Source organism: Pyxidicoccus trucidator, assembly GCF_010894435.1.
Lineage (GTDB): Bacteria > Myxococcota > Myxococcia > Myxococcales > Myxococcaceae > Myxococcus > Myxococcus trucidator.
Genome location: NZ_JAAIXZ010000013.1, coordinates 250,344 through 267,863 on the forward strand (window position 1 = coordinate 250,344; position 17,520 = coordinate 267,863).

A 17,520-nucleotide genomic window follows, 5' to 3' on the forward strand; every position below is an offset into this window, starting at 1 on the left:
TTCAACTGAGAAATGAGGTCATGGATGACCCCATTTCGCGCCACGTCCCGTGACAGTCACCCTGCTAGGGTGGGGCCATGTCGGATGTGAATGAGCCCTGTCTTGGCTGCGCCATCGTTCGGGGGGACACCCGGCCGGTGGGAGGCGTCCTCGCCCGGGCCCCGGGGCTGGTGCTGCACGGGGTGGCGTCACCCAGCCCGGTTCCCGGCTGGGTGGTCATCTCCAGCGAGCGGCACGTGCGTGCCTGGTACGACCTGGACGCGGAGGCCGCGCGCGAGCTGGGCCCCTTCGCCGCCCGGGTGATGCGTGCCCAGCGAGAGGCGCTCGGTGCCGAGCACGCCTACGCCTTCGCCATCGGCGATGTGCTGCGCCACTTCCACCTGCACCTGGTGCCCCGCTTCGCCCAGACGCCCCAGCGGCTGTGGGGCCGCGCCGCCTTTGACGCAGCCCCCGCCGACCACCGCCCCGCGGAAGAACTGGAGGCCGCCGCCCGCGCGCTCGCCGCCGCGCTGTCGGGCTGAGGCTCGCGCCCGGGCCGCGTGGTAGACAACCGGCCTCCTTCCCGACGAGAGGTGCCGCCTGCCGTCCGAGCCCCGCAACCGCGTTCTGGAGAAGATGCTCGAGCGCCTCTACGCCGCGCTCGCTTCCGGACCGAGCCTCAACTGCCGCCCCCACCACAGCCGCCAGCGCGTGGACCTGGCCGCGCTGAGCCGCTTGGATGGCACCGCGCCCCACACCGTGCTGGCCGCGCTCCTGGGTGACAAGGCCACCGTCCGGCTCGCAGTGAAGCCTCCCGCGCCCGACGCAAGCTCCGACAGGACTCCGCCCATCAAGGCTCGGGCCATGCGCTCGGGCCGCGGCTCCACCACGCCGGCTGACGGGCGGAGCCGCCCCCCCGACGCACAGGGCGATTCGCTCGCGCGTGCCTCCGCGCCAGCCCTTCCCACCACCGACGCACCGGGCGCTTCGCGCTCACGTGCCATCACGGTGCCAGGAATGGAGGAGCCGGGTCTCCCCACCGACGACGCCGACGAGAGCGAAGCGGAGGACACCGACTCCCCCACTCGCGCCGAGGAGGAGCAACAGGCACTGCTGCGCAAGTTGGCCACCATCGTCGAGGACGCTCGCACCTTCGAGCAGGACACCGGCGCGCACGTGCTCCACGTGGGCTTCCCCCTGCTGCACCTGCCTCCAGGTGCGAAGGACAAGCGAGGCTTCGGCACCCGGCGCGTCCTCGCTCCCATCGCCTTCGTGCCCGTGCGCCTCACGCTCAAGAAGGGCCGCGCACCCTCGGTGGAGCTCGAGGGCGCCGAGGAGGGCGAGGACCGCGTCGCGCCCAACACCGCCCTGCTCGCCTGGGTGGAGCAACAGACCGGCCAGCGCTTCGGAGACCTCTTCAAGGACGAAGAAGGCGCCGACCCGTGGCGCGAGCTGAACGAGCTGGTCGCCGCGGTGGCCCGGGCCCTCGACCTGCCCGCCCCCGCGCCCTTCACCGCCACCACGCCCCTGGCCCCCGTCCCCCGCTCGGATGATGACGGCGACGCGAAGCCCACCATCCTCCCCAGCGCGGTGCTCGGTCTGTACCCGCTGTCCAACCAGAGCCTCGTCGACGACATGCGGGCGCTCGTGGACGGCGAGCCCATCTCCGGCCCCCTGGAGAGCTTCCTCCGCGTGGACGTGTCGCTCGGCGAGCCCGCGGGCCACGGGGGCGGCGAGCCCAACCTGGAGGGCCTCAAGCGCGCGGACGAGGAGCGGCTCGTCACCATCGCCGACCCGTGCCAGGCGCGCGCGGTGAGACTGGCCCGCAGCAGCCGGGGCCTCGTCGTCCACGGGCCTCCGGGCACCGGCAAGTCGCAGACCATCGCCAACGCCATCGGCGACCACCTGGCTCGCGGCGAGCGCGTGCTGCTCGTCTGCGACAAGCGCACCGCGCTGGACGTGGTGAAGCACCGCCTGGACCACCTGGGCCTGGGCAGCCTGTGCGCCGTCGTGCACGACGCCCAGCGAGACCAGCGCGACCTCTACATGGGCATCCGCGACCAGCTCGACTCGCTGCCGGAGACGCGCACCGACGCGGCCGTGTCCTCCGAGCTGTCCCGCGTGGATGCGGAGCTGCAGTCGCTCCACGACGAGCTGACCACCTCCGAGCGCGCCCTCTCCGAGCGCCCCGCCGGCGGCACCGCGCCCTCCTTTCATGAGCTGGTGGGCCAGTGGTTCGCCCTCGAGCCCTCGCAGGCCCTGGCCCCCACCGTGGCGGGCCTCACCTCCGCGCGCCTGTCCGACGTGTCCCCCCGCGAGCGCGAGGTGCGCGAGGTGCTGGAGCGCGGTGTCCGGGAAGGCTACCCGGACAACCCCTGGCGCGAGGCCCTCGGCGTCGACCTGGCCTCGTACCTCGCCCGGCCGCTCGCCACGTTCCGCGAGCGCCTCGACGCCGCGGCCCAGGCCGCTCGCGACGCGGACGCACTCACCGCTCCCGACGTGCCCGCTTTTGGCGCGGACCCTCGGGCGGAGGGCGCGGCGCGCGCCGCCTTCGCGGAGAAGCTCGCGCCGCTGCTGGAGTCGGCCAGCCCCGACGTGCTCTCGCGCTGGGGCTCGGCGTCACCGGACGCGGTGCGGGCGGCGAAGGCCCAGCTCGACGGACTGGCGCCGCAGACACGAGTGCTCACCGAGGGGCCGCTGGACACGGAGCTGGCGCTGGTCCACCGCGAGCAACCCCAGGCCCTGGGCGCGCTGGGCACGGCGCTGGCCGCGCTGGGCACGTACCTGGACATCGCCAGCAAGTGGTACGCCTTCTTCTACTTCGCCCGGAAGGCCGGCGCGCGCAGGGTGCTCCAGCAGTTCGGCCTCACCCTCGGCATCGCCGCCGCCGAGCGCGTCAACCGCTTCCTCACCGGCGCGCGCGCCCGGGCGCTGCTCACCGAGTACCACCGCTCCACCCTCGCCCCCAGCGCCACCGAGCCCCTCACCGACGAGGCCCTCTCCCGGGGCCTCCGCACGCACGCCACCCTCTTCGAGCTGCTCGGCGAGCTGGACGGCACGCCGCTGCTCGCCTCGTGCCGTGAGGCCGTGCGCCAGGCCCTCAAGGGCGAGGCGGGCGCGCGCATGGCCCTGCTCTCCGGGCTGCGCCAGTCCGCGGCCCGGGGCGAGGCCGTGGCCCGGCTGGAGACGCGGCTCGTCGAGACGGGCCTCTTCTCCACCGCGTGGCTCCAGGCCCGCTCCCGTGAGCTGCGGGCTGGCGGGAAGCTGTCCTCTGTCGTCTCTGCCCTCCAGGCGCGGCTGTCCACGGTGGAGGGATTGCTGCGCCTGCGCTCGCTGCTGTCCGGCATGCCCCCGGCGCTGGAGTCCGCGGCGGAGGGGCTGGCCCGCCAGGGCGCCGACGTGGAGGAGGGCTGGCGCGCGGTGCTGAAGGCGACGCTGGCCGCCGAGGTGTCCTCGCGGCTGCGCGAGGACCCGGCGCTCCAGCACATCGACGCGGACCGCGTGCAGACCACCCACGCGCGCTACCGGGCGCTGGAGGAGAGGAAGCGTGGCCTCGTGCGCGACGCCCTCGTCCACCGCTGGACGCAGCGCCAGCGCGAGCGGCTGCTCGCGGCCACCGGCGGACGGCTCAACGGCGCGGGCGCCGAGCTGCGCCGACGGCTCATGCTGCGCGGAGAGCGCGCCATGCGCGTGAGGCAGGTCATCGCCACCGGCCAGGGAATCGAAGGCGGAGACCCCCTCTTCGACGTGCGGCCCGTGTGGATGGCCAGCCCGCAGACGGTGGCGCAGATATTTCCCCGCCATCCCATCTTCGACGTCGTCATCTTTGATGAGTCCTCGCAGTGCCGGCTGGAGGAAGCCCTCCCCGTGCTCACCCGCGCGAAGCGAGTGGTCATCGCCGGAGACCCGAAGCAGCTGCCGCCCACGCGCTTCTTCGAGTCCGCCGTGGTGCAGAGCCAGGAACTGGAGGCCGAGACGGAGCAGGGCCTCTTCGAGGAGCAGCAGGCCGAGGTGGAGGATTTGCTCTCCGCCGCGCTCAACCTGGACATCGACCAGTGCTACCTGGACGTGCACTACCGCTCGCAGAACGCGGACCTCATCGCCTTCAGCAACGACCACTTCTACGACAAGCGCCTGCAGGCCATCCCCGCGCACCCGTCCCACCGCGCTCCGCACACGCCGCTGCGGCTGCTGCCCGTGGGCGGCACCTACGAGAAGCGCGTCAACCGCGTGGAGGCACAGGCCGTGGGCGCCCTGGTGAAGGAGTTGCTCGCGCGCCCCGAGCCTCCGTCCATCGGCATCGCCTGCTTCAACCTCTCGCAGCGCGACGCCATCACCGACGTGCTCGATGAGCTGGCCGCGGAGGACTCCACCTTCGCAGCCCGGCTGACAGCGGCGCGCGCTCGGCGTGGCGCCGGCTCGTTCGAGGGCCTCTTCGTCAAGAACCTGGAGAACGTCCAGGGCGACGAGCGAGACCACCTCATCATCAGCACCACCTACGGCCCGGACCGGCAGGGGCGCTTCTATCGGCGCTTCGGCCCGCTCGGCACCGCGGGCGGAGGCCGGCGCCTCAATGTGCTCGTCACCCGCGCGCGGCAGCAGGTGCACCTCGTCACATCGATTCCCCGCGAGACGTACCTGTCGCTTCCTCCCGTGGAGAAGGGCCGCCAGCCCAACGGCGGCTGGCTGCTCTTCGCCTACCTCCAGTTCGCGGAGCAGGTGACACAGTCCTACTCCGAGGAAGAACAGGAACTCCGTCAGTGGCTCGCCACCGGGGAAGCGGACCCGAAGACCCTGCCGTTGGAGAAACGGGAGACGCTGGTGCGCGAGCGGGAGACGGCGGCGGGCTCCCCGTTCGCCCGCGCGCTGGCCGGACACCTGGCGCGGGAGCACCGCGTCTCGTCCGACGTGCACTGGGGCAATGACGGCTTCTGCGTGGACCTGGCGCTGCACCACCCCACGCAACTGGATGACGTCACCGTGGGCGTGCTCTGCGACGGCACCCGCTACCCCAAGGCCGCCGACCGCGTGGAGTGGGACTTGTTCCGCACCGGCGTGCTGGAAGGCCAGGGCTGGAGGCTGGTGCGCCTGTGGACGCCCCACTTCTTCAGAGACCCGGAGGGCGCCACCACGCGCGTCCTCCAGGCCGCAGGGGACAAGCTCATGCGAGAGCCCGCAAGCGCCCAGGCCCCGGGAGCCGGCCGATCCGTGGTGCACTGAACCGGCGCTTGCCCCGCTTCACGGGGCTCTGGGTTCGGGCAGCCCCAGCACCCAGGAGGTGCTGGGCCTGCCTCACGGCCCCTTCGGCTCCGGCAGCCATAGCACTCCGAGCTCCAGCTCGAGGGCCTCGAAGGGCTCGGCCCGGACGCGCTCCTCGCCGGAGTACGTGCCCTGCTCCACCCACTGGTGTCCGTCCAGCCGGTACACCTCCAGTGTCCGTAGCTCCGGGTCTATCAGCCACACGTGGCGCACGCCCTCACGCGCGTAGATGCGCTTCTTGCGAACCCGGTCCACCGCCGCGGTGGACGGCGAGAGCACCTCACAGACCCAGTCCGGGGCCAGCGTGAAGAACGGCGTCCGAGGCATGTCGGGCATCCGCTCCCGACGCCAGCCCGCCAGGTCGGGGACCAGGACATCCTCACTGAAGTGCAGCTCCGGCTCGGCGAGAAGGTGCCAGCCCCCGGGACCTCCCCGGCCGCGCTCGAAGGGGCCGTAAAGCTCGCCCCCCAACGAGAAGCTGCCCCTCGCATGCGGGCTCGCCGGCCTCGGCATGACGATGAGCTCCCCGTCGATGATCTGCCCCACCACATGCTCCGGCAGTGCCAGCAGGTCCTCGTAGGTCGCCCGACGCTTCGTCTCCTGGCCCATTCCCTCGCTCCTCTCGCCTGCGACGCCCCACCCCTCCATCATTCCCCCTGCCTCCCAGGAGTGGAACCCCACCCCTCACTGTGTGTCCATCCCACCCTACTCGCGGGGTCTGACAGCAGACGGACAACCGAAGGCCCCCATGGACCTGTTCCCCCAGAGAGGGAAGAATGGCCGCCGCGCCATGCTTCCCACCCGTTACGGCCTCCTCATCCTGTCCCTCCTGCTCCTGGCCAGCCCCGTGCTCGCGGACAACAACGCGGACGAGGCTGACATCGCCTTCGAGCTGGGCAACGAGGCCTATTCCAAGGGCCAGTACGCCGAGGCGCTGCGCTCCTACTTCACCAGCTACCGCCTGGTGCCCAACCGCAACGTCCTCTTCAACATCGCCCGCTGCTTCGAGGCGCTGAACAAGTTCAACGAGGCGTACCGCTACTACAACGACCTGCTCACCGAGGACCTGCCCTCCGACGACGCCGCCGAGGTGTCCCGCTCGGTGGAGCGGCTCCGTCCCAAGGTGGCCCTCGTCCGCGTCACCACCAACCCCAAGGGCGCCGACGTCTACGTGGACCGCATGGACCTGGGCAGCCGCGGCCGCTCGCCGCAGACGCTCGCGCTGACGCCCGGCCGCCACAAAATCATGGTGAAGAAGGACGGCTACCGCCCCGCCGAGGCCACCCTCGCCCTGGTGCGCGGCCGAGAAACGGAGCAGACCTTCGAGCTGGCCCTCATCACCGGCGGCGTCGAGCTGTCCGGCACTCCCGAGGGCGCCGAGGTGCGAGACACCCCCAACGGCCCCGTCATCGCCCGCCTGCCCGGCCGCGCTCGCCTGCCCCCCGGCCAGCGCGTGCTCTACGTGCGCGCCCCCGGCCACGCTCCCGGCCAGTACGTGGTGGACGTGCCCGCCGACGGCAACGTGCCCCTCGCCGTGTCCCTGCGCGTGCAGGACCGCCCCGCCGGCCGGCTCGTCGTCACCGCCAACCGCGACGGCGCCGCCGTGCGCGTGGACGGCAAGCCCACCGGCTTCACCCCCACCGTCGTCACCCTCCCCGAGGGCGAGCACACCCTGGAGGTCGAGAGCCGCGAGGTCCGCCCGCTGCGCCAGACGGTGACGGTGGTGGCCGACCAGGAGGTCAAGGTCCACGCCGAGCTGCGCTACGCGCCGCCTCCCGTGCGCGCCGCTTCCAAGAGCCTCGTGTCCGTGGACGACGCCCCCGCCTCCACCACCGTCCTCACCCAGGAGGAGCTGCGCGCCTTCGGCTGGCGCAACCTCGCCGAGGCCCTCTCCGGCGTGCGCGGCATCTTCCTCACCGATGACCGGACGTACACCTACCTGGGCGTGCGCGGCTTCTCGCCCCCGGGCGACCTCAACACCCGCGTCCTCATCCTCTGGGACGGCCACTCCATGAACGACGTCTGGGCCGGCCAGGGCTATGCCGCGCATGACCTCAGCGTGGACCTCCAGGAGGTGGAGCGAATCGAAGTGGTGCGCGGCCCCGGCTCCGCCCTGTACGGCACCGGCGCCTTCTTCGCCGTCATCAACGTGGTGCCGCGCGAGTCGCTCGGCGATGACAAGAACCTGGAAGTCACCGGCGCGGTGGGCGCCCTCGGCACCACGCGCGCACATGCCACCGCCGCATGGCGGGACGGAGACCGCTCGGTGCTGGTGAGCGCGGCGGCCATGACGGCCACGGGCGCGGACACCACGCGGCTGGGCGAGGGCGGCCCCCTCATCACCGGCATGGACGCGGAGCGGGCCCTCACCGGCTCGCTGACGGCGCGCATGGGGAACTTCTCCCTCCACACCCAGCTCAACGTGCGCGGCAAGGATTTGCCCACCGCCCCCTACGGCACCGTGCCGGGCGTCGAGGGCACCACCGTGGAGGACCTGCGCGCCTTCGCCGAGGCCCGCTACGAGCGCGCCTTCTCCGAGAACTTCAGCCTGTCCGTGCGCGGCGCGTTCGACCTCAGCCGCTACGAGGGCACCTACGTGTACCCGGAAGAGGACGGCGGCCCCAGCACCGAAGGAGGCGCGGCCGACTGGGCCACCGCCGAGGTGCGCGCGCAGCTGGGCCTCTTCGAGGGCAACCGCTTCACCGTGGGCGTGGAAGGGCAGGCCCAATTGCGCGTGCGGCAGACCGCCAACGACGTGCCGCTGGCGACGCAGGCCCGCACGCTGGTGTCCGTCTACCTGCTCGACGAGTGGCGCCTGCACCCACGGCTGAGCCTCTCCGCCGGCCTGCGCCTGGACAAGTACGTGGACCTGGACACCACGCCCATCACCCCGCGCCTGGCCCTCATCGCCCGCCCGTATGACGCGGGCCTCACCAAGCTGGTGGCCGGCCGCGCCTTCCGCGCGCCCAACGTCTACGAGCTCTACTACGAGGACAACATCTCCCAGGCCGCGGCCAGGGAGCTGGAGCCGGAGACCATCACCACCTTCGAGCTGGAGCACTCGCACGACCTCACGGACGAGCTGCGCCTCACCGTGGCCGGCTACCACAACCGCATCTCCAGCCTGGTGCAGCTGCAGACGGAGGCCACACCCTCGGGCGACTGCGGCACCGTGGCGTGCCTGCGCTTCGCCAACAACGACGGCACCACGCTGGCCTGGGGCGCGGAGGCCGGCGTGCACTGGCAGCCGGGGCGCTGGCTGCTGGTGGACGTGAGCTACTCGTACGTGACGCTGCGCGACGCCTCGGAGGAGGTGGCCGCCGCGGCCCCCGCGCACCTCGTCTCCGGCCGGCTGATGATGCCGGTGGGCGGCGGGGACATGCGGCTGGCCACGCAGGCCACCTACCAGAGCGCCCGGTCCACCGGCCCGGGCGGCGCCGAGAGCGGGGAGGCGCTGCTCATCGGCTTCGGCCTGTCCGGCGACTACGGCCCCCTGCGCTACTTCGCCGGCGTGCAGAACCTGCTGGACGCGCGCTACACGCTGCCGGTGTCGGACGAGAACTCCATCGCCCCCGTGCCGCAGTACGGCCGCACCTTCACCCTCCAGCTCACCGGCACCTTCTGAGCCGGCACGCCTGACGCGCCGCCCCCGGCGCGACGCCCGCCGCCATGCCCGACACCGTGCTGTCCTTCATCCACCCCGGCCACCCCCTGTACGCGGGCGAGCTGGAGCTGCGCTTCCAGGTGCTACGCGAGCCGCTCGGCTTCACCCGCGCCCAGGTGGCCTTCCCCTTCGAGTCCGACAGCCTCCACCTGGTGGCCCACCAGGACGGCACCGTGCTGGGGTGTGTCCTCTTCAACCCCGAGGACGCCCACGGCGGCCGCCTCTTCCAGATGGCGGTGGCCCCCCACCTCCAGGGCCAGGGGCTGGGTGCCCGGCTGGTCCGCTCGCTGGAGGAGGAGCTGCGCCGCCGGGGCTTCACCCACGTCCACCTCCACGCCCGCGCGCCCGTCGTCCCCTTCTACGAGCGCCTCGGCTACGCCGTTTACGGAGAGGCTTTCACCGAGGTCGGAATTCCGCATCGGCACATGCGCAAGGCGTTGGACACCTAGGGTGGGACAGCTGTCACCCGCCCACCAGCCCGGGTGGCGTCTTCCCCACCCATGCGCATCATCGACGAGGGTGCTGGTAACCTTCTCAATCCCATCCGCCGCCACCTCCAGGAGACATGATGAACGGCACGAACGATGGACGTTCCCCGGAAGACACCGACGACAGGCCCCGGCGACCCATCTCCGTGCTGGAGGGAAACACGCTGCACACGCGACTGACGCGTGAGCTGGGTGTGCACTATCCATTCGTCAGCGCGGGCATGGCCTTCGTGGCGCTGCCGCCGCTGGTCATCGCCGTGTCGGAGGCCGGAGGCGTCGGCATGCTCGGCGCCGCGCCGGAGCCGCCGCCCTTCCTGCGTGCCCGCCTCCAGGCCATCCAGGCAGGCACGAAGCGGCCGTATGGTGTGAACTTCATCGTCGCCAACGCGAAGGGGCAGGACTTCACCACGCGCGAGCACATCGACGTGTGCCTCGCCGAGCGCGTCCCCGTCGTCACCTTCCACTGGGAGGCGCCGCCCGCGGACTGGGTGAAGGCGCTGAAGGCGGCGGGCACGCGGGTGTGGCTGCAGGTGCCCTCGGTGGAGGCGGCGAAGCAGGCGCTGGCGCTGGGCGCCGACGGCCTCATCGCCCAGGGCCAGCAGGCCGCGGGCCACAACCGGAGCACGGTGCCCACGCTGAAGCTGGTGCGCGAAGTGCGCGCCCTGTCCCGCGACGTGACGCTGCTGGCCGCCGGTGGCATCGCCGACGGGCTCAGCGCGGCGCGCGCCCTCTTCCACGGTGCCGACGGTGTCTGGGTGGGCACGCGCATGGTGGCCTCCGTGGAGGCGCACGCGCACCCCGGCTACAAGCAGCGGCTGGTGGAGGGCGACGCGGGCGACTCGGACGTCACCACCCTCTTCGGCCCCGAGTGGCCCGGCCCGCGCATGCGCGTGCTGCGCAACCGCGTGGTGCGCGAGTGGGCCGGCCGTGAGGACCGCGTCCCCTCGCCCCCACCTCCGCCGGAGCGCATCGGCCTGACGAAGCTGTTCCCCGGCATGACGGGGGGCGACGCGCCCTACCCCATGCCGAAGTTCTGCTCCTTCGTGCCCACGGCCGACACCGAGGGCGATTTGGAGGAGATGGCCATGCCCGCCAGCGGCGCCAGCATGGCGCGCATCGACGGGGTGCTGCCCGCCGGACAAATCGTGGTGGAGATGATGGAGCACGCGCACCGGGTGCTCTCGAATCCCCAGGGCCTGGAGGGTGACGTGGAGGAGGACGACCGGGGCTGAGTTGGAGTAGGAGCGCCTCCATGGGTAGACACTGGAGGCGCGCTTCACTCGCGGGTTGGCTGGCCTTCGCGCTGTGTGGCGCGACGGCGGTGGTGCGGGCCGCCACCTCCGAGCGGCCTCCCCCCGAGCGCCGCCTGTCCCCCGCCGAGCGCGCCGAGGTGGGCCGCGCCGCCGCCGCCGAGGAGCCCGGCTGGCGCCTCCGCTCCCGCCACTCCTTCCCTGGAGACGACTGGTCCCAGGACGACGACTTCAGCGCCTCCGAGCGCAGCTGGGCCATGAGCGAGGCCAGCAGGCGCGGCGTGCCGGTGGCGGAGGTGTTTGGCGCCATCGACGCGGAGCTGCACTCGGCGCCCGTACTCCCGCCTCGCAAGGCCACCGCCAGCCCGTGCAAGCCCCGGCCCTTCTACGACTGAAGCGCGCCCACCTCCGCCCATGACGCCCCCGCCCCGCCGGCTGCTCCACGCCGCCCACCGCGCCGCCTCCCTTCCCGGCCTTCGCCTGGCCCTCTTCGGCGTGCTGGCGCTGGTGGCCTGCTGGCGCCCGTTGATGCTGGGCGGGGCGCTGAATGACTTCCGCGACTCGCACCTGCTCCACTCGTACGAGGACGCGGGGACGCGCACGCTGACGCGCTACGGGCAGCATCCGCTGTGGAACCCGTGGGCGTGTGGCGGGCAGTACGCCCTGGGCAGCCCGCAGACGCGGGTGGCGTCGCCCACGCTGCTGGTGTCCGCGGCCCTGGGCTCGCGGCGCGCGGAGCCGGTGGTGCTGTGGGCCTTCCTCGTGCTCGGCATGGAGGGCTTCTTCCGCTACGCGCGGCGGCGCGTGGGCTCGGCCCTGGGAGCGCTGGGCGCGGCGCCGCTGTTCGGCCTCACCGGCTTCACCGCGCTGTCCTGGTCCATCGGCTGGCTCAACTTCGCGGGCTTCCTGCTGCTGCCGTGGCTGCTGCTGGGCACGCGGAAGGCCGCGGAGGGCAAGGTGTCCGGCGCGGCGCTGGTGGCGGGCGTCTTCGCCTTCCTGCTCGGCTTCGGCGGCACGTACCCGGTGCCCATGGGCGCCCTCTTCGTCGCGCTGGAGGCCGGGCGCACGCTGTTCGAGCTGCGCGGCACCGCGCGCCGGCGCCAGGCGCTGTGGGCCCTGGGCGCCACCGCCCTGTTCACCCTGGCCGCGTGCGCGTACCGACTGTGGCCCCTGCTGGAGACGATGCGCTCCGCGCCGCGCATCATGGCGGGCACGCCGGGCCAGTCGCTGGTCACGCTGGGGCGGATGATGCTCCAGCTGCCGGCGCGCTCCGGGCACAGCAATCCGGGCAACTTCTTCCTCGTGCCCGTGGCCCTCGCGCTGGTGCCTGTGGCCGTGGTGCTGGGCCGCCACCGCGCGCGCTACCCCGCGGTGATGGCGGCGCTGTGCGTGTGGATGGCGGCGGGCTATGCCGCGAAGCCGTCGCTGTTCGCCGGGCTGCGGCTGCTGCCCATCTTCGGGACGCTGCGCTACCCGGAGCGCTTCCTCGTCCCCGCCGGCCTCTTCATCGCCGAGCTGGCCGCGCTGGGGCTCGCCGCGCTGCTGGTGCGCTCATGGCGCTCGCGGGGGTGGGGACGGGCGGCGGCGCTCGCGTGCGTCCTGGTGGTGGCGGGCTGGGGCGTGCAGGTGCACGCCTTCGCCAACCTGGCCCGCTGGGCGTCGATGGTGGCCGAGCCTCCACCCACGCCGTCGGAGGCGGAGCAGCCCTTCGCCCAGGCGCGTGGCAACCGCTGGGCGCAGGGCCACTTCCTGGCCCTCAACCGCGGCTCCATCTCCTGCGGCGAGGCGTGGCCGGTGCCCATGTCCGAGCGCCTGCGCGGCGACCTGCCCCAGGAGGAGTACCTGGAAGAGGCCGACTCCGGCACCGCGCGCCGCGTGGAGTGGACGCCGAACCGTGTGGAGGTGGACGTGGCGGCGACGCGGCCGGCGGTGCTGCTCGTCAACCAGAACTGGCACCCGGGCTGGAAGGCGTCCGTGGGGGAGGTGGTGTCGCGCGACGGGCTGCTCGGCGTGCGGTTGCCGGAGGGCGAGCACCGCGTGGTGCTGCGCTTCGTGCCGCGCTCGGGCGTGGGCGGGGCGATTGTGTCCCTGCTGGCCTGGGCCGGGCTCGCCTTCCTCGTGTGGCGTCCCCGGGTGAGAGGTGGGCGGCTGGGGCCGGAGGCGTTGATGGTGGCCTCGGTGCCGCTGCTCGCGTGGGCCGCGCTGCTGACGCTGTGGCGCGAGCCGGTGGCGCGGGCGGTGCCTCGCAACCCGGATGGCTCGTTGATGGTGACGGCCTCGCTTCCTCCGGTGGCGCGCCGCCTGGACGTGCGCTTCGACGCGCCGGTGGAGTTGGTGGCGGCGGAGGTGCCCGGGGCCCCGGACGCGGAGGGCCTGGTCCACCTGGTGCTCTACTGGCGGGTGACGGGGCCGGTGCCGCGCTCGGCCGGCGTCTTCGTGCACCTGCCGGGGCCCGAGGGCAGCAAGCGGAAGAACGCGGACCACGCGGTGCTGGGTGGCACCTTCTTCCTCCGCGAGGCCCCCAGGGACGTGCTCCTGCGCGACGCCTTCGCCGTGTCCACCAAGGACTGGGAGGCCGGGGAGTGGAAGGTGCTCGTGGGGCTGTGGCACGCCAGCGGTGATGGCTCGCGCCTCGGCGCCCGGGGGGCGGACGGGCGGCCCCTGCATGAGTCCCGGGTGGAGGCGGGCACCTTCACCGTGCCGGCGAAGCCGTCTCCTTGACGGTAGCGGACGAAGAGCCCCGGAGTGCCGAGACGCGGTGCTCCTGGGGCGTTATGAAGCGCGCATGAGAATCCTGCACACCATGCTCCGCGTTGGCGACCTGGAGAAGTCGCTCGACTTCTACACCCGGGTCATCGGGATGAAGCTGCTGCGCCGCCATGACTACCCGGACGGAAAGTTCACCCTGGCGTTCGTGGGCTTCGGGCCCGAGGACACCCACCCCGCGCTGGAGCTGACCCACAACTGGGGCGTCGAGAAGTACGAGCTGGGCACGGCGTACGGGCACGTGGCGCTGGGAGTGAGCGACATCCGTGCGACGTGCGAGGCGATTCGTCAGGCCGGTGGCAAGGTGGTTCGCGAGCCGGGGCCGATGAAGCATGGCACCACGGTGATTGCCTTCGTCGAGGACCCGGATGGGTACCGCGTGGAGCTGATTCAGCAGGGCTCGTAGGGACGATTCGTTGCAGCGGGGCCCCGCCAGGCGGGGTCCAGGGCCCAGGAGTCCTCAGCCACGGCTCACCGCTCCTCCGTCGCCGGGAACCGTTCCGCCGCACGAGCTGCGATGAAGTCCAGGAACGCGCGCACGTGTGCGGGCATCGCGGTGCGGCGCAGGTACAGCGCGGAGATGAAGCGCGGCGCGGGACGAAACGGTGCCAGCACCCGCACCAGCGCTCCGGACTCCAGCTCCTTCGCCACGAGGTACTCCGGCAGCACCGCGATGCCCATTCCCGCGAGCGCGGCCCCGTGGATTGCCGGCAGGCTGTTGCACCGGAAGCGGCTCTTCGGTGGGCGCACCTCCTGCGTCCGTCCCCCGTGCATCAACTCCAGCGGCCGTGCCGCCGGGCCTCGCTGTGGCAGCAACACCTCGTGGCCGGAGAGGTCCCTCGGCTTGCGAAGCGTTCCCTGCTCGCGCAGGTAGGCGGGGCTCGCGCACAGCACGTAGGGCTGCATCCCCAGGCGGCGCATCACCAGCGCGCCTGGCTCCAGCCGGGGAGCGATTCGCAGCGCCACGTCCACGCCGCCCTCCAGCAGGTCCACCATCGCGTCCTCCAGCACCAGCTCCAGGCTCACCGCGGGATTCGCGCGGAGGAATGCGTCCACCCACGGCACCAGGACGTGCTGACCGAAGAGCACCGGGGCGGACACCCGGAGCGTGCCTCGCGGCACCCCCTGCTCGGCCAGGTCCCGCTCCGCCTCGTCGAGCGCGTCGAGGATGCCTCGCGCGTGCCCGAGGTAGCGCTCGCCCGCCGCCGTGAGCTGCAGCCGTCGCGTGGTGCGCTGCACCAGCTCCGTGCCCAGCCGCGCCTCCAGCGCCGCCAGCTCGCGGCTCACCACCGAGGGCGCCCGCCGCAGCGCACGCGCCGCCCCGGCGATGCTGCCCGCCCGCGCCACCTCCACGAATGTCCTCAGCGCCTCGAAGCGGTCCCGGCTCGCCATGACTCGTGCTCCTGGAGCACGAATGTCGTGCATGCCTGACACCTGTTCAAGCCACGTCTCCTGACGCATTCAAGAAGCGGTGACGGTGGGCCCGCCCCTTCGACTCCCGCTTCGGGAAGCGCCCCTCGTCACTGGCACCCACGTCGCCACCGTGAAGCCCGGGACGCCCCCGCGCACTCGACACCTGCACCCGGGCCCCGCGCCCGTTAAGGTGCCCTCCGTGAGCACCGTCCCGCACTTCGTCCCCGGCCACGAGCCTCCAGACCGTCCCCGCGACGGCGCCCTCCTCTTCCTCGCCAAAGGCATGGACCTGCTCGTCCAGGAGCACGAGGACACCGTCTCCCTCCCCACCTGCGCCACCTTCCCCGAGCTCGCCACCGGGGCCCACTACCTCGGCACCCTCGACGGGCAGGACTGCTACGCCGCCGCCCTCCCCGAGGACGTCACCCTCCCCGAGGGCTACAAGAAGGTCCCCGCGCGCTCGCTCTTCCGGCGCGTGGACGATGCCCGCTTCGCCGTGGTGGGCCGCTCGCTCTCCATCGTCGAGTGGGACCTCACCCACCGCTTCTGCGGCCGCTGCGGCAGCCCCACCCAGCTCGTCCCCGGAGAGCGCGCCCGCCGCTGCCCCGTGGACCACACGCCCTTCTACCCGCGCATCGCCCCCGCCATCATCGTCCTCGTCACCCGCGGCGACACGATGCTCCTCGGCCGCAACGCCACCTTCCCCGAGCCCATGTTCAGCACCCTCGCCGGCTTCGTGGACCCCGGCGAGACGCTGGAGGAGTGCGTCGCCCGCGAGGTGAAGGAAGAGGTCGGCATCGAGGTGAAGAACATCCGCTACTTCGGCTCGCAGCCGTGGCCCTTCGGGCGCTCGCTCATGGTGGGCTTCACCGCCGAGTACGCCGGGGGCGACATCGTCGTGGACCCCAAGGAAATCGCCGAGGCCCACTGGTTCACCCCCGACAACCTGCCGCGCATCCCCCCGCGCATCAGCATCGCCCGCCGGCTCATCGACGCCTTCGTCGAGCGCGTGAAGGGCTCCACCCCGGCCCCCTCGTAGCAGGCCACCTCCAGAGGGCCCGCCCGCTCGCCCGCCAGGGGAATGCCGGGCGTCAGCCAGGGCGTTACGGTCCGTCTTCGGGGTCAGCGCTTGATTTCACGGCCACAGTGGGATTGAAGCGCCCCTCCCCTCCGCACCCAGAAGCCGGACGAAGAAGCCATGCCCGCCGCGCGCCCGCACATCGAGCCCCGCCTCGTCCCCACCGCCGACTCCGTGGTGGTGAAGGAGATCTACCTCTCCGTCCAGGGCGAGTCCTCCCACGCCGGCCTGCTCTGCGCCTTCATCCGCCTCACCGGCTGCCACCTGCGCTGCACCTGGTGCGACAGCGAGTTCTCCTTCCACGGCGGCGCACGCCGGAAGAACGCCGACATCGTCGCCGAGATAAAGGCCCTCAACACCCCCAGCGTGGAAGTCACCGGCGGCGAGCCCCTCCTCCAGCCCGGCGTCTATCCCCTGATGCAGAGCCTGCTCGACGCCGGCCTCAAGGTGCTCCTGGAGACCAGCGGCTCCATCGACGTGCGGCTCGTGCCTCCGGCCGTGCACAAAATCGTCGACATGAAGGCGCCCTCCTCGGGTGAGCACTCGCGCAACGACTACCGCAACTTCACGTCGATGAACGCCAACGACGAGCTGAAGTTCGTCATCGGCTCGCGTGAGGACTACGACTGGTCCAAGGCGCTCATCGCCGAGCACCGCCTGCTCCAGAAGCCCTACGGCATCGTCTTCTCCACCGTCTTCGACAAGCTCCACCCGCGCGAGCTCGCCGAGTGGATCATCGAGGACAGGCTCCCCGTCCGCTTCCAGCTCCAGATGCACAAGTACCTCTGGGACCCGAACGCGCGCGGCGTGTGACGTCCGCTCACTGGCTCAGCCGCAGCATCACCAGCCACGAGACGGACAGCCCCAGGTTCAGCCCGCCCAGCGAGAGCACCACCCGGGCCTGCATGCGCCCGCGCTCGGCGCCCAGGCCCCGGCGGATGCGCCGCAATTCGCGCCCGGCCAGCACCACCCCGGCCAGCCCGGCCACCAACGTGGGCAGGGGCAGCGCCAGCGAGCACGGCAGGCACACCAGCCCCAGCACGTTGAGCCCCAGCGCCACCTGCACCACCCGCGACGGCTTCGCGTCCCGCCGCAGCACCGCCACGCAGGGCGCGCAGTAGGGGGACTCACCCACCAGCTCCGTGCAGTCACCGCACAGGAAGCTGCCACAGCGCACACACGTGGCCACCGCCGCCACGTCCGGGTGGCTGGCGCAGCGGGCCCCGGTGGCCATGGGCGTCACGGAGGCTTTTGCCTCAGAAGCCCGGCGGCGGGACGGGGGAGGACAGCTCGCTCAGCCCGTGCGCGCCCAGCCCCAGGAACACCGCCGCCAGCACCGTGCTGGCCATGAAGCCGGCGACGATGAGGCCCTTGCGCGGGTGCTCGAACTGGCTGAAGGCGTAGAACAGCACGTAGCAGGGGATGAGCAGCACCATGACGCCCGTGCCCACGCTCCGACGGAAGGCGTGGATCAACAGGATGGCGGCGCACACCAGCGCGATGAGACCGAACAGGATGGCGAGCGGAAGCAGCGGCACGCCCCTCCCTTAACACGTTCCACCCCTGGCGGTCGCACCGTGCGCATATTAAGCACGGCCCGACGTCAACCCGCCGAGGTGCCTG

Annotated in this window: 14 protein-coding genes; 10 read left to right on the forward strand and 4 right to left on the reverse strand. The window is 72.4% G+C overall.

Going from position 1 to position 17,520, the window contains the following annotated elements; translation table 11 throughout:
• The first annotated feature begins 77 nt into the window (after positions 1-77).
• A complete protein-coding gene (locus G4D85_RS32310; protein WP_164017905.1) occupies positions 78-521 on the forward strand; it encodes an HIT family protein in 444 nt (147 codons plus the stop codon).
• Between the two features lie 94 nt (positions 522-615).
• Positions 616-5,199, forward strand: a complete 4,584-nt coding sequence (locus G4D85_RS32315) for an AAA domain-containing protein (protein WP_240359617.1) — start codon at positions 616-618, stop codon at positions 5,197-5,199.
• A 72-nt stretch (positions 5,200-5,271) separates the two neighbouring features.
• Here the strand turns inward: G4D85_RS32315 and G4D85_RS32320 are convergent, their stop codons facing one another.
• A complete protein-coding gene (locus G4D85_RS32320) occupies positions 5,272-5,847 on the reverse strand; it encodes a Uma2 family endonuclease (protein WP_164017906.1) in 576 nt (191 codons plus the stop codon).
• 181 nt (positions 5,848-6,028) lie between these two features.
• On the opposite strand from G4D85_RS32320, the gene G4D85_RS32325 reads away from it, so the two are divergent.
• From G4D85_RS32325 to gloA, 6 genes are all read left to right on the forward strand, one after another.
• Positions 6,029-8,863: a TonB-dependent receptor domain-containing protein gene (locus tag G4D85_RS32325; RefSeq protein ID WP_240359618.1), complete on the forward strand. Its 2,835-nt coding sequence runs from the start codon at positions 6,029-6,031 to the stop codon at positions 8,861-8,863.
• A gap of 44 nt (positions 8,864-8,907) precedes the next feature.
• Positions 8,908-9,351 carry a GNAT family N-acetyltransferase gene (locus G4D85_RS32330; RefSeq protein WP_164017908.1) on the forward strand — a complete coding sequence of 148 codons (444 nt, stop codon included), beginning with the start codon at positions 8,908-8,910 and terminating at the stop codon, positions 9,349-9,351.
• Positions 9,352-9,467: 116 nt separating this feature from the next.
• A complete protein-coding gene (locus G4D85_RS32335) occupies positions 9,468-10,622 on the forward strand; it encodes an NAD(P)H-dependent flavin oxidoreductase (RefSeq protein ID WP_275900330.1) in 1,155 nt (384 codons plus the stop codon).
• A 20-nt stretch (positions 10,623-10,642) separates the two neighbouring features.
• Positions 10,643-11,035, forward strand: coding sequence for a hypothetical protein (locus G4D85_RS32340; protein WP_164017909.1), 393 nt, complete (start codon positions 10,643-10,645; stop codon positions 11,033-11,035).
• 19 nt (positions 11,036-11,054) lie between these two features.
• On the forward strand, positions 11,055-13,361 hold the full coding sequence (locus G4D85_RS32345; RefSeq protein WP_164017910.1) for a glycosyltransferase family protein: 2,307 nt from the start codon (positions 11,055-11,057) through the stop codon (positions 13,359-13,361).
• Between the two features lie 64 nt (positions 13,362-13,425).
• Complete coding sequence (gene gloA / locus G4D85_RS32350) at positions 13,426-13,812, forward strand: lactoylglutathione lyase (protein ID WP_164017911.1); 387 nt, start codon at positions 13,426-13,428, stop codon at positions 13,810-13,812.
• A gap of 65 nt (positions 13,813-13,877) precedes the next feature.
• Here gloA and G4D85_RS32355 read toward each other — a convergent pair whose 3' ends face one another.
• Entirely contained in the window at positions 13,878-14,798 is a 921-nt protein-coding gene (locus G4D85_RS32355; RefSeq protein WP_164017912.1) for a LysR family transcriptional regulator, read from the reverse strand.
• A gap of 220 nt (positions 14,799-15,018) precedes the next feature.
• Here G4D85_RS32355 and nudC point away from each other — a divergent pair, with 220 nt between their 5' ends.
• Positions 15,019-15,858, forward strand: coding sequence for an NAD(+) diphosphatase (nudC, locus tag G4D85_RS32360; RefSeq protein ID WP_164017913.1), 840 nt, complete (start codon positions 15,019-15,021; stop codon positions 15,856-15,858).
• 159 nt (positions 15,859-16,017) lie between these two features.
• Positions 16,018-16,710, forward strand: coding sequence for a radical SAM protein (locus tag G4D85_RS32365; RefSeq protein WP_164017914.1), 693 nt, complete (start codon positions 16,018-16,020; stop codon positions 16,708-16,710).
• A 7-nt stretch (positions 16,711-16,717) separates the two neighbouring features.
• On the opposite strand, the gene G4D85_RS32370 is transcribed toward G4D85_RS32365, so the two are convergent.
• Together G4D85_RS32370 and G4D85_RS32375 are read right to left on the reverse strand one after the other, a co-directional pair.
• Positions 16,718-17,131, reverse strand: coding sequence for a hypothetical protein (locus G4D85_RS32370; protein WP_164017915.1), 414 nt, complete (start codon positions 17,129-17,131; stop codon positions 16,718-16,720).
• A 22-nt stretch (positions 17,132-17,153) separates the two neighbouring features.
• Positions 17,154-17,435, reverse strand: a complete 282-nt coding sequence (locus G4D85_RS32375; RefSeq protein WP_164017916.1) for a hypothetical protein — start codon at positions 17,433-17,435, stop codon at positions 17,154-17,156.
• Positions 17,436-17,520 lie beyond the last annotated feature (85 nt).

What these genes read in the sequence shown, in the direction of transcription:
- G4D85_RS32310 (WP_164017905.1), top strand. Translation starts at nt 78, where the DNA reads ATGTCGGATGTGAATGAGCCCTGTCTTGGCTGCGCCATCGTTCGGGGG.
- G4D85_RS32315 (WP_240359617.1), top strand. Translation starts at nt 616, where the DNA reads ATGCTCGAGCGCCTCTACGCCGCGCTCGCTTCCGGACCGAGCCTCAAC.
- G4D85_RS32320 (WP_164017906.1), bottom strand. Translation starts at nt 5,847, where the DNA reads ATGGGCCAGGAGACGAAGCGTCGGGCGACCTACGAGGACCTGCTGGCA.
- G4D85_RS32325 (WP_240359618.1), top strand. Translation starts at nt 6,029, where the DNA reads ATGCTTCCCACCCGTTACGGCCTCCTCATCCTGTCCCTCCTGCTCCTG.
- G4D85_RS32330 (WP_164017908.1), top strand. Translation starts at nt 8,908, where the DNA reads ATGCCCGACACCGTGCTGTCCTTCATCCACCCCGGCCACCCCCTGTAC.
- G4D85_RS32335 (WP_275900330.1), top strand. Translation starts at nt 9,468, where the DNA reads ATGATGAACGGCACGAACGATGGACGTTCCCCGGAAGACACCGACGAC.
- G4D85_RS32340 (WP_164017909.1), top strand. Translation starts at nt 10,643, where the DNA reads ATGGGTAGACACTGGAGGCGCGCTTCACTCGCGGGTTGGCTGGCCTTC.
- G4D85_RS32345 (WP_164017910.1), top strand. Translation starts at nt 11,055, where the DNA reads ATGACGCCCCCGCCCCGCCGGCTGCTCCACGCCGCCCACCGCGCCGCC.
- gloA (WP_164017911.1), top strand. Translation starts at nt 13,426, where the DNA reads ATGAGAATCCTGCACACCATGCTCCGCGTTGGCGACCTGGAGAAGTCG.
- G4D85_RS32355 (WP_164017912.1), bottom strand. Translation starts at nt 14,798, where the DNA reads ATGGCGAGCCGGGACCGCTTCGAGGCGCTGAGGACATTCGTGGAGGTG.
- G4D85_RS32365 (WP_164017914.1), top strand. Translation starts at nt 16,018, where the DNA reads ATGCCCGCCGCGCGCCCGCACATCGAGCCCCGCCTCGTCCCCACCGCC.
- G4D85_RS32370 (WP_164017915.1), bottom strand. Translation starts at nt 17,131, where the DNA reads ATGGCCACCGGGGCCCGCTGCGCCAGCCACCCGGACGTGGCGGCGGTG.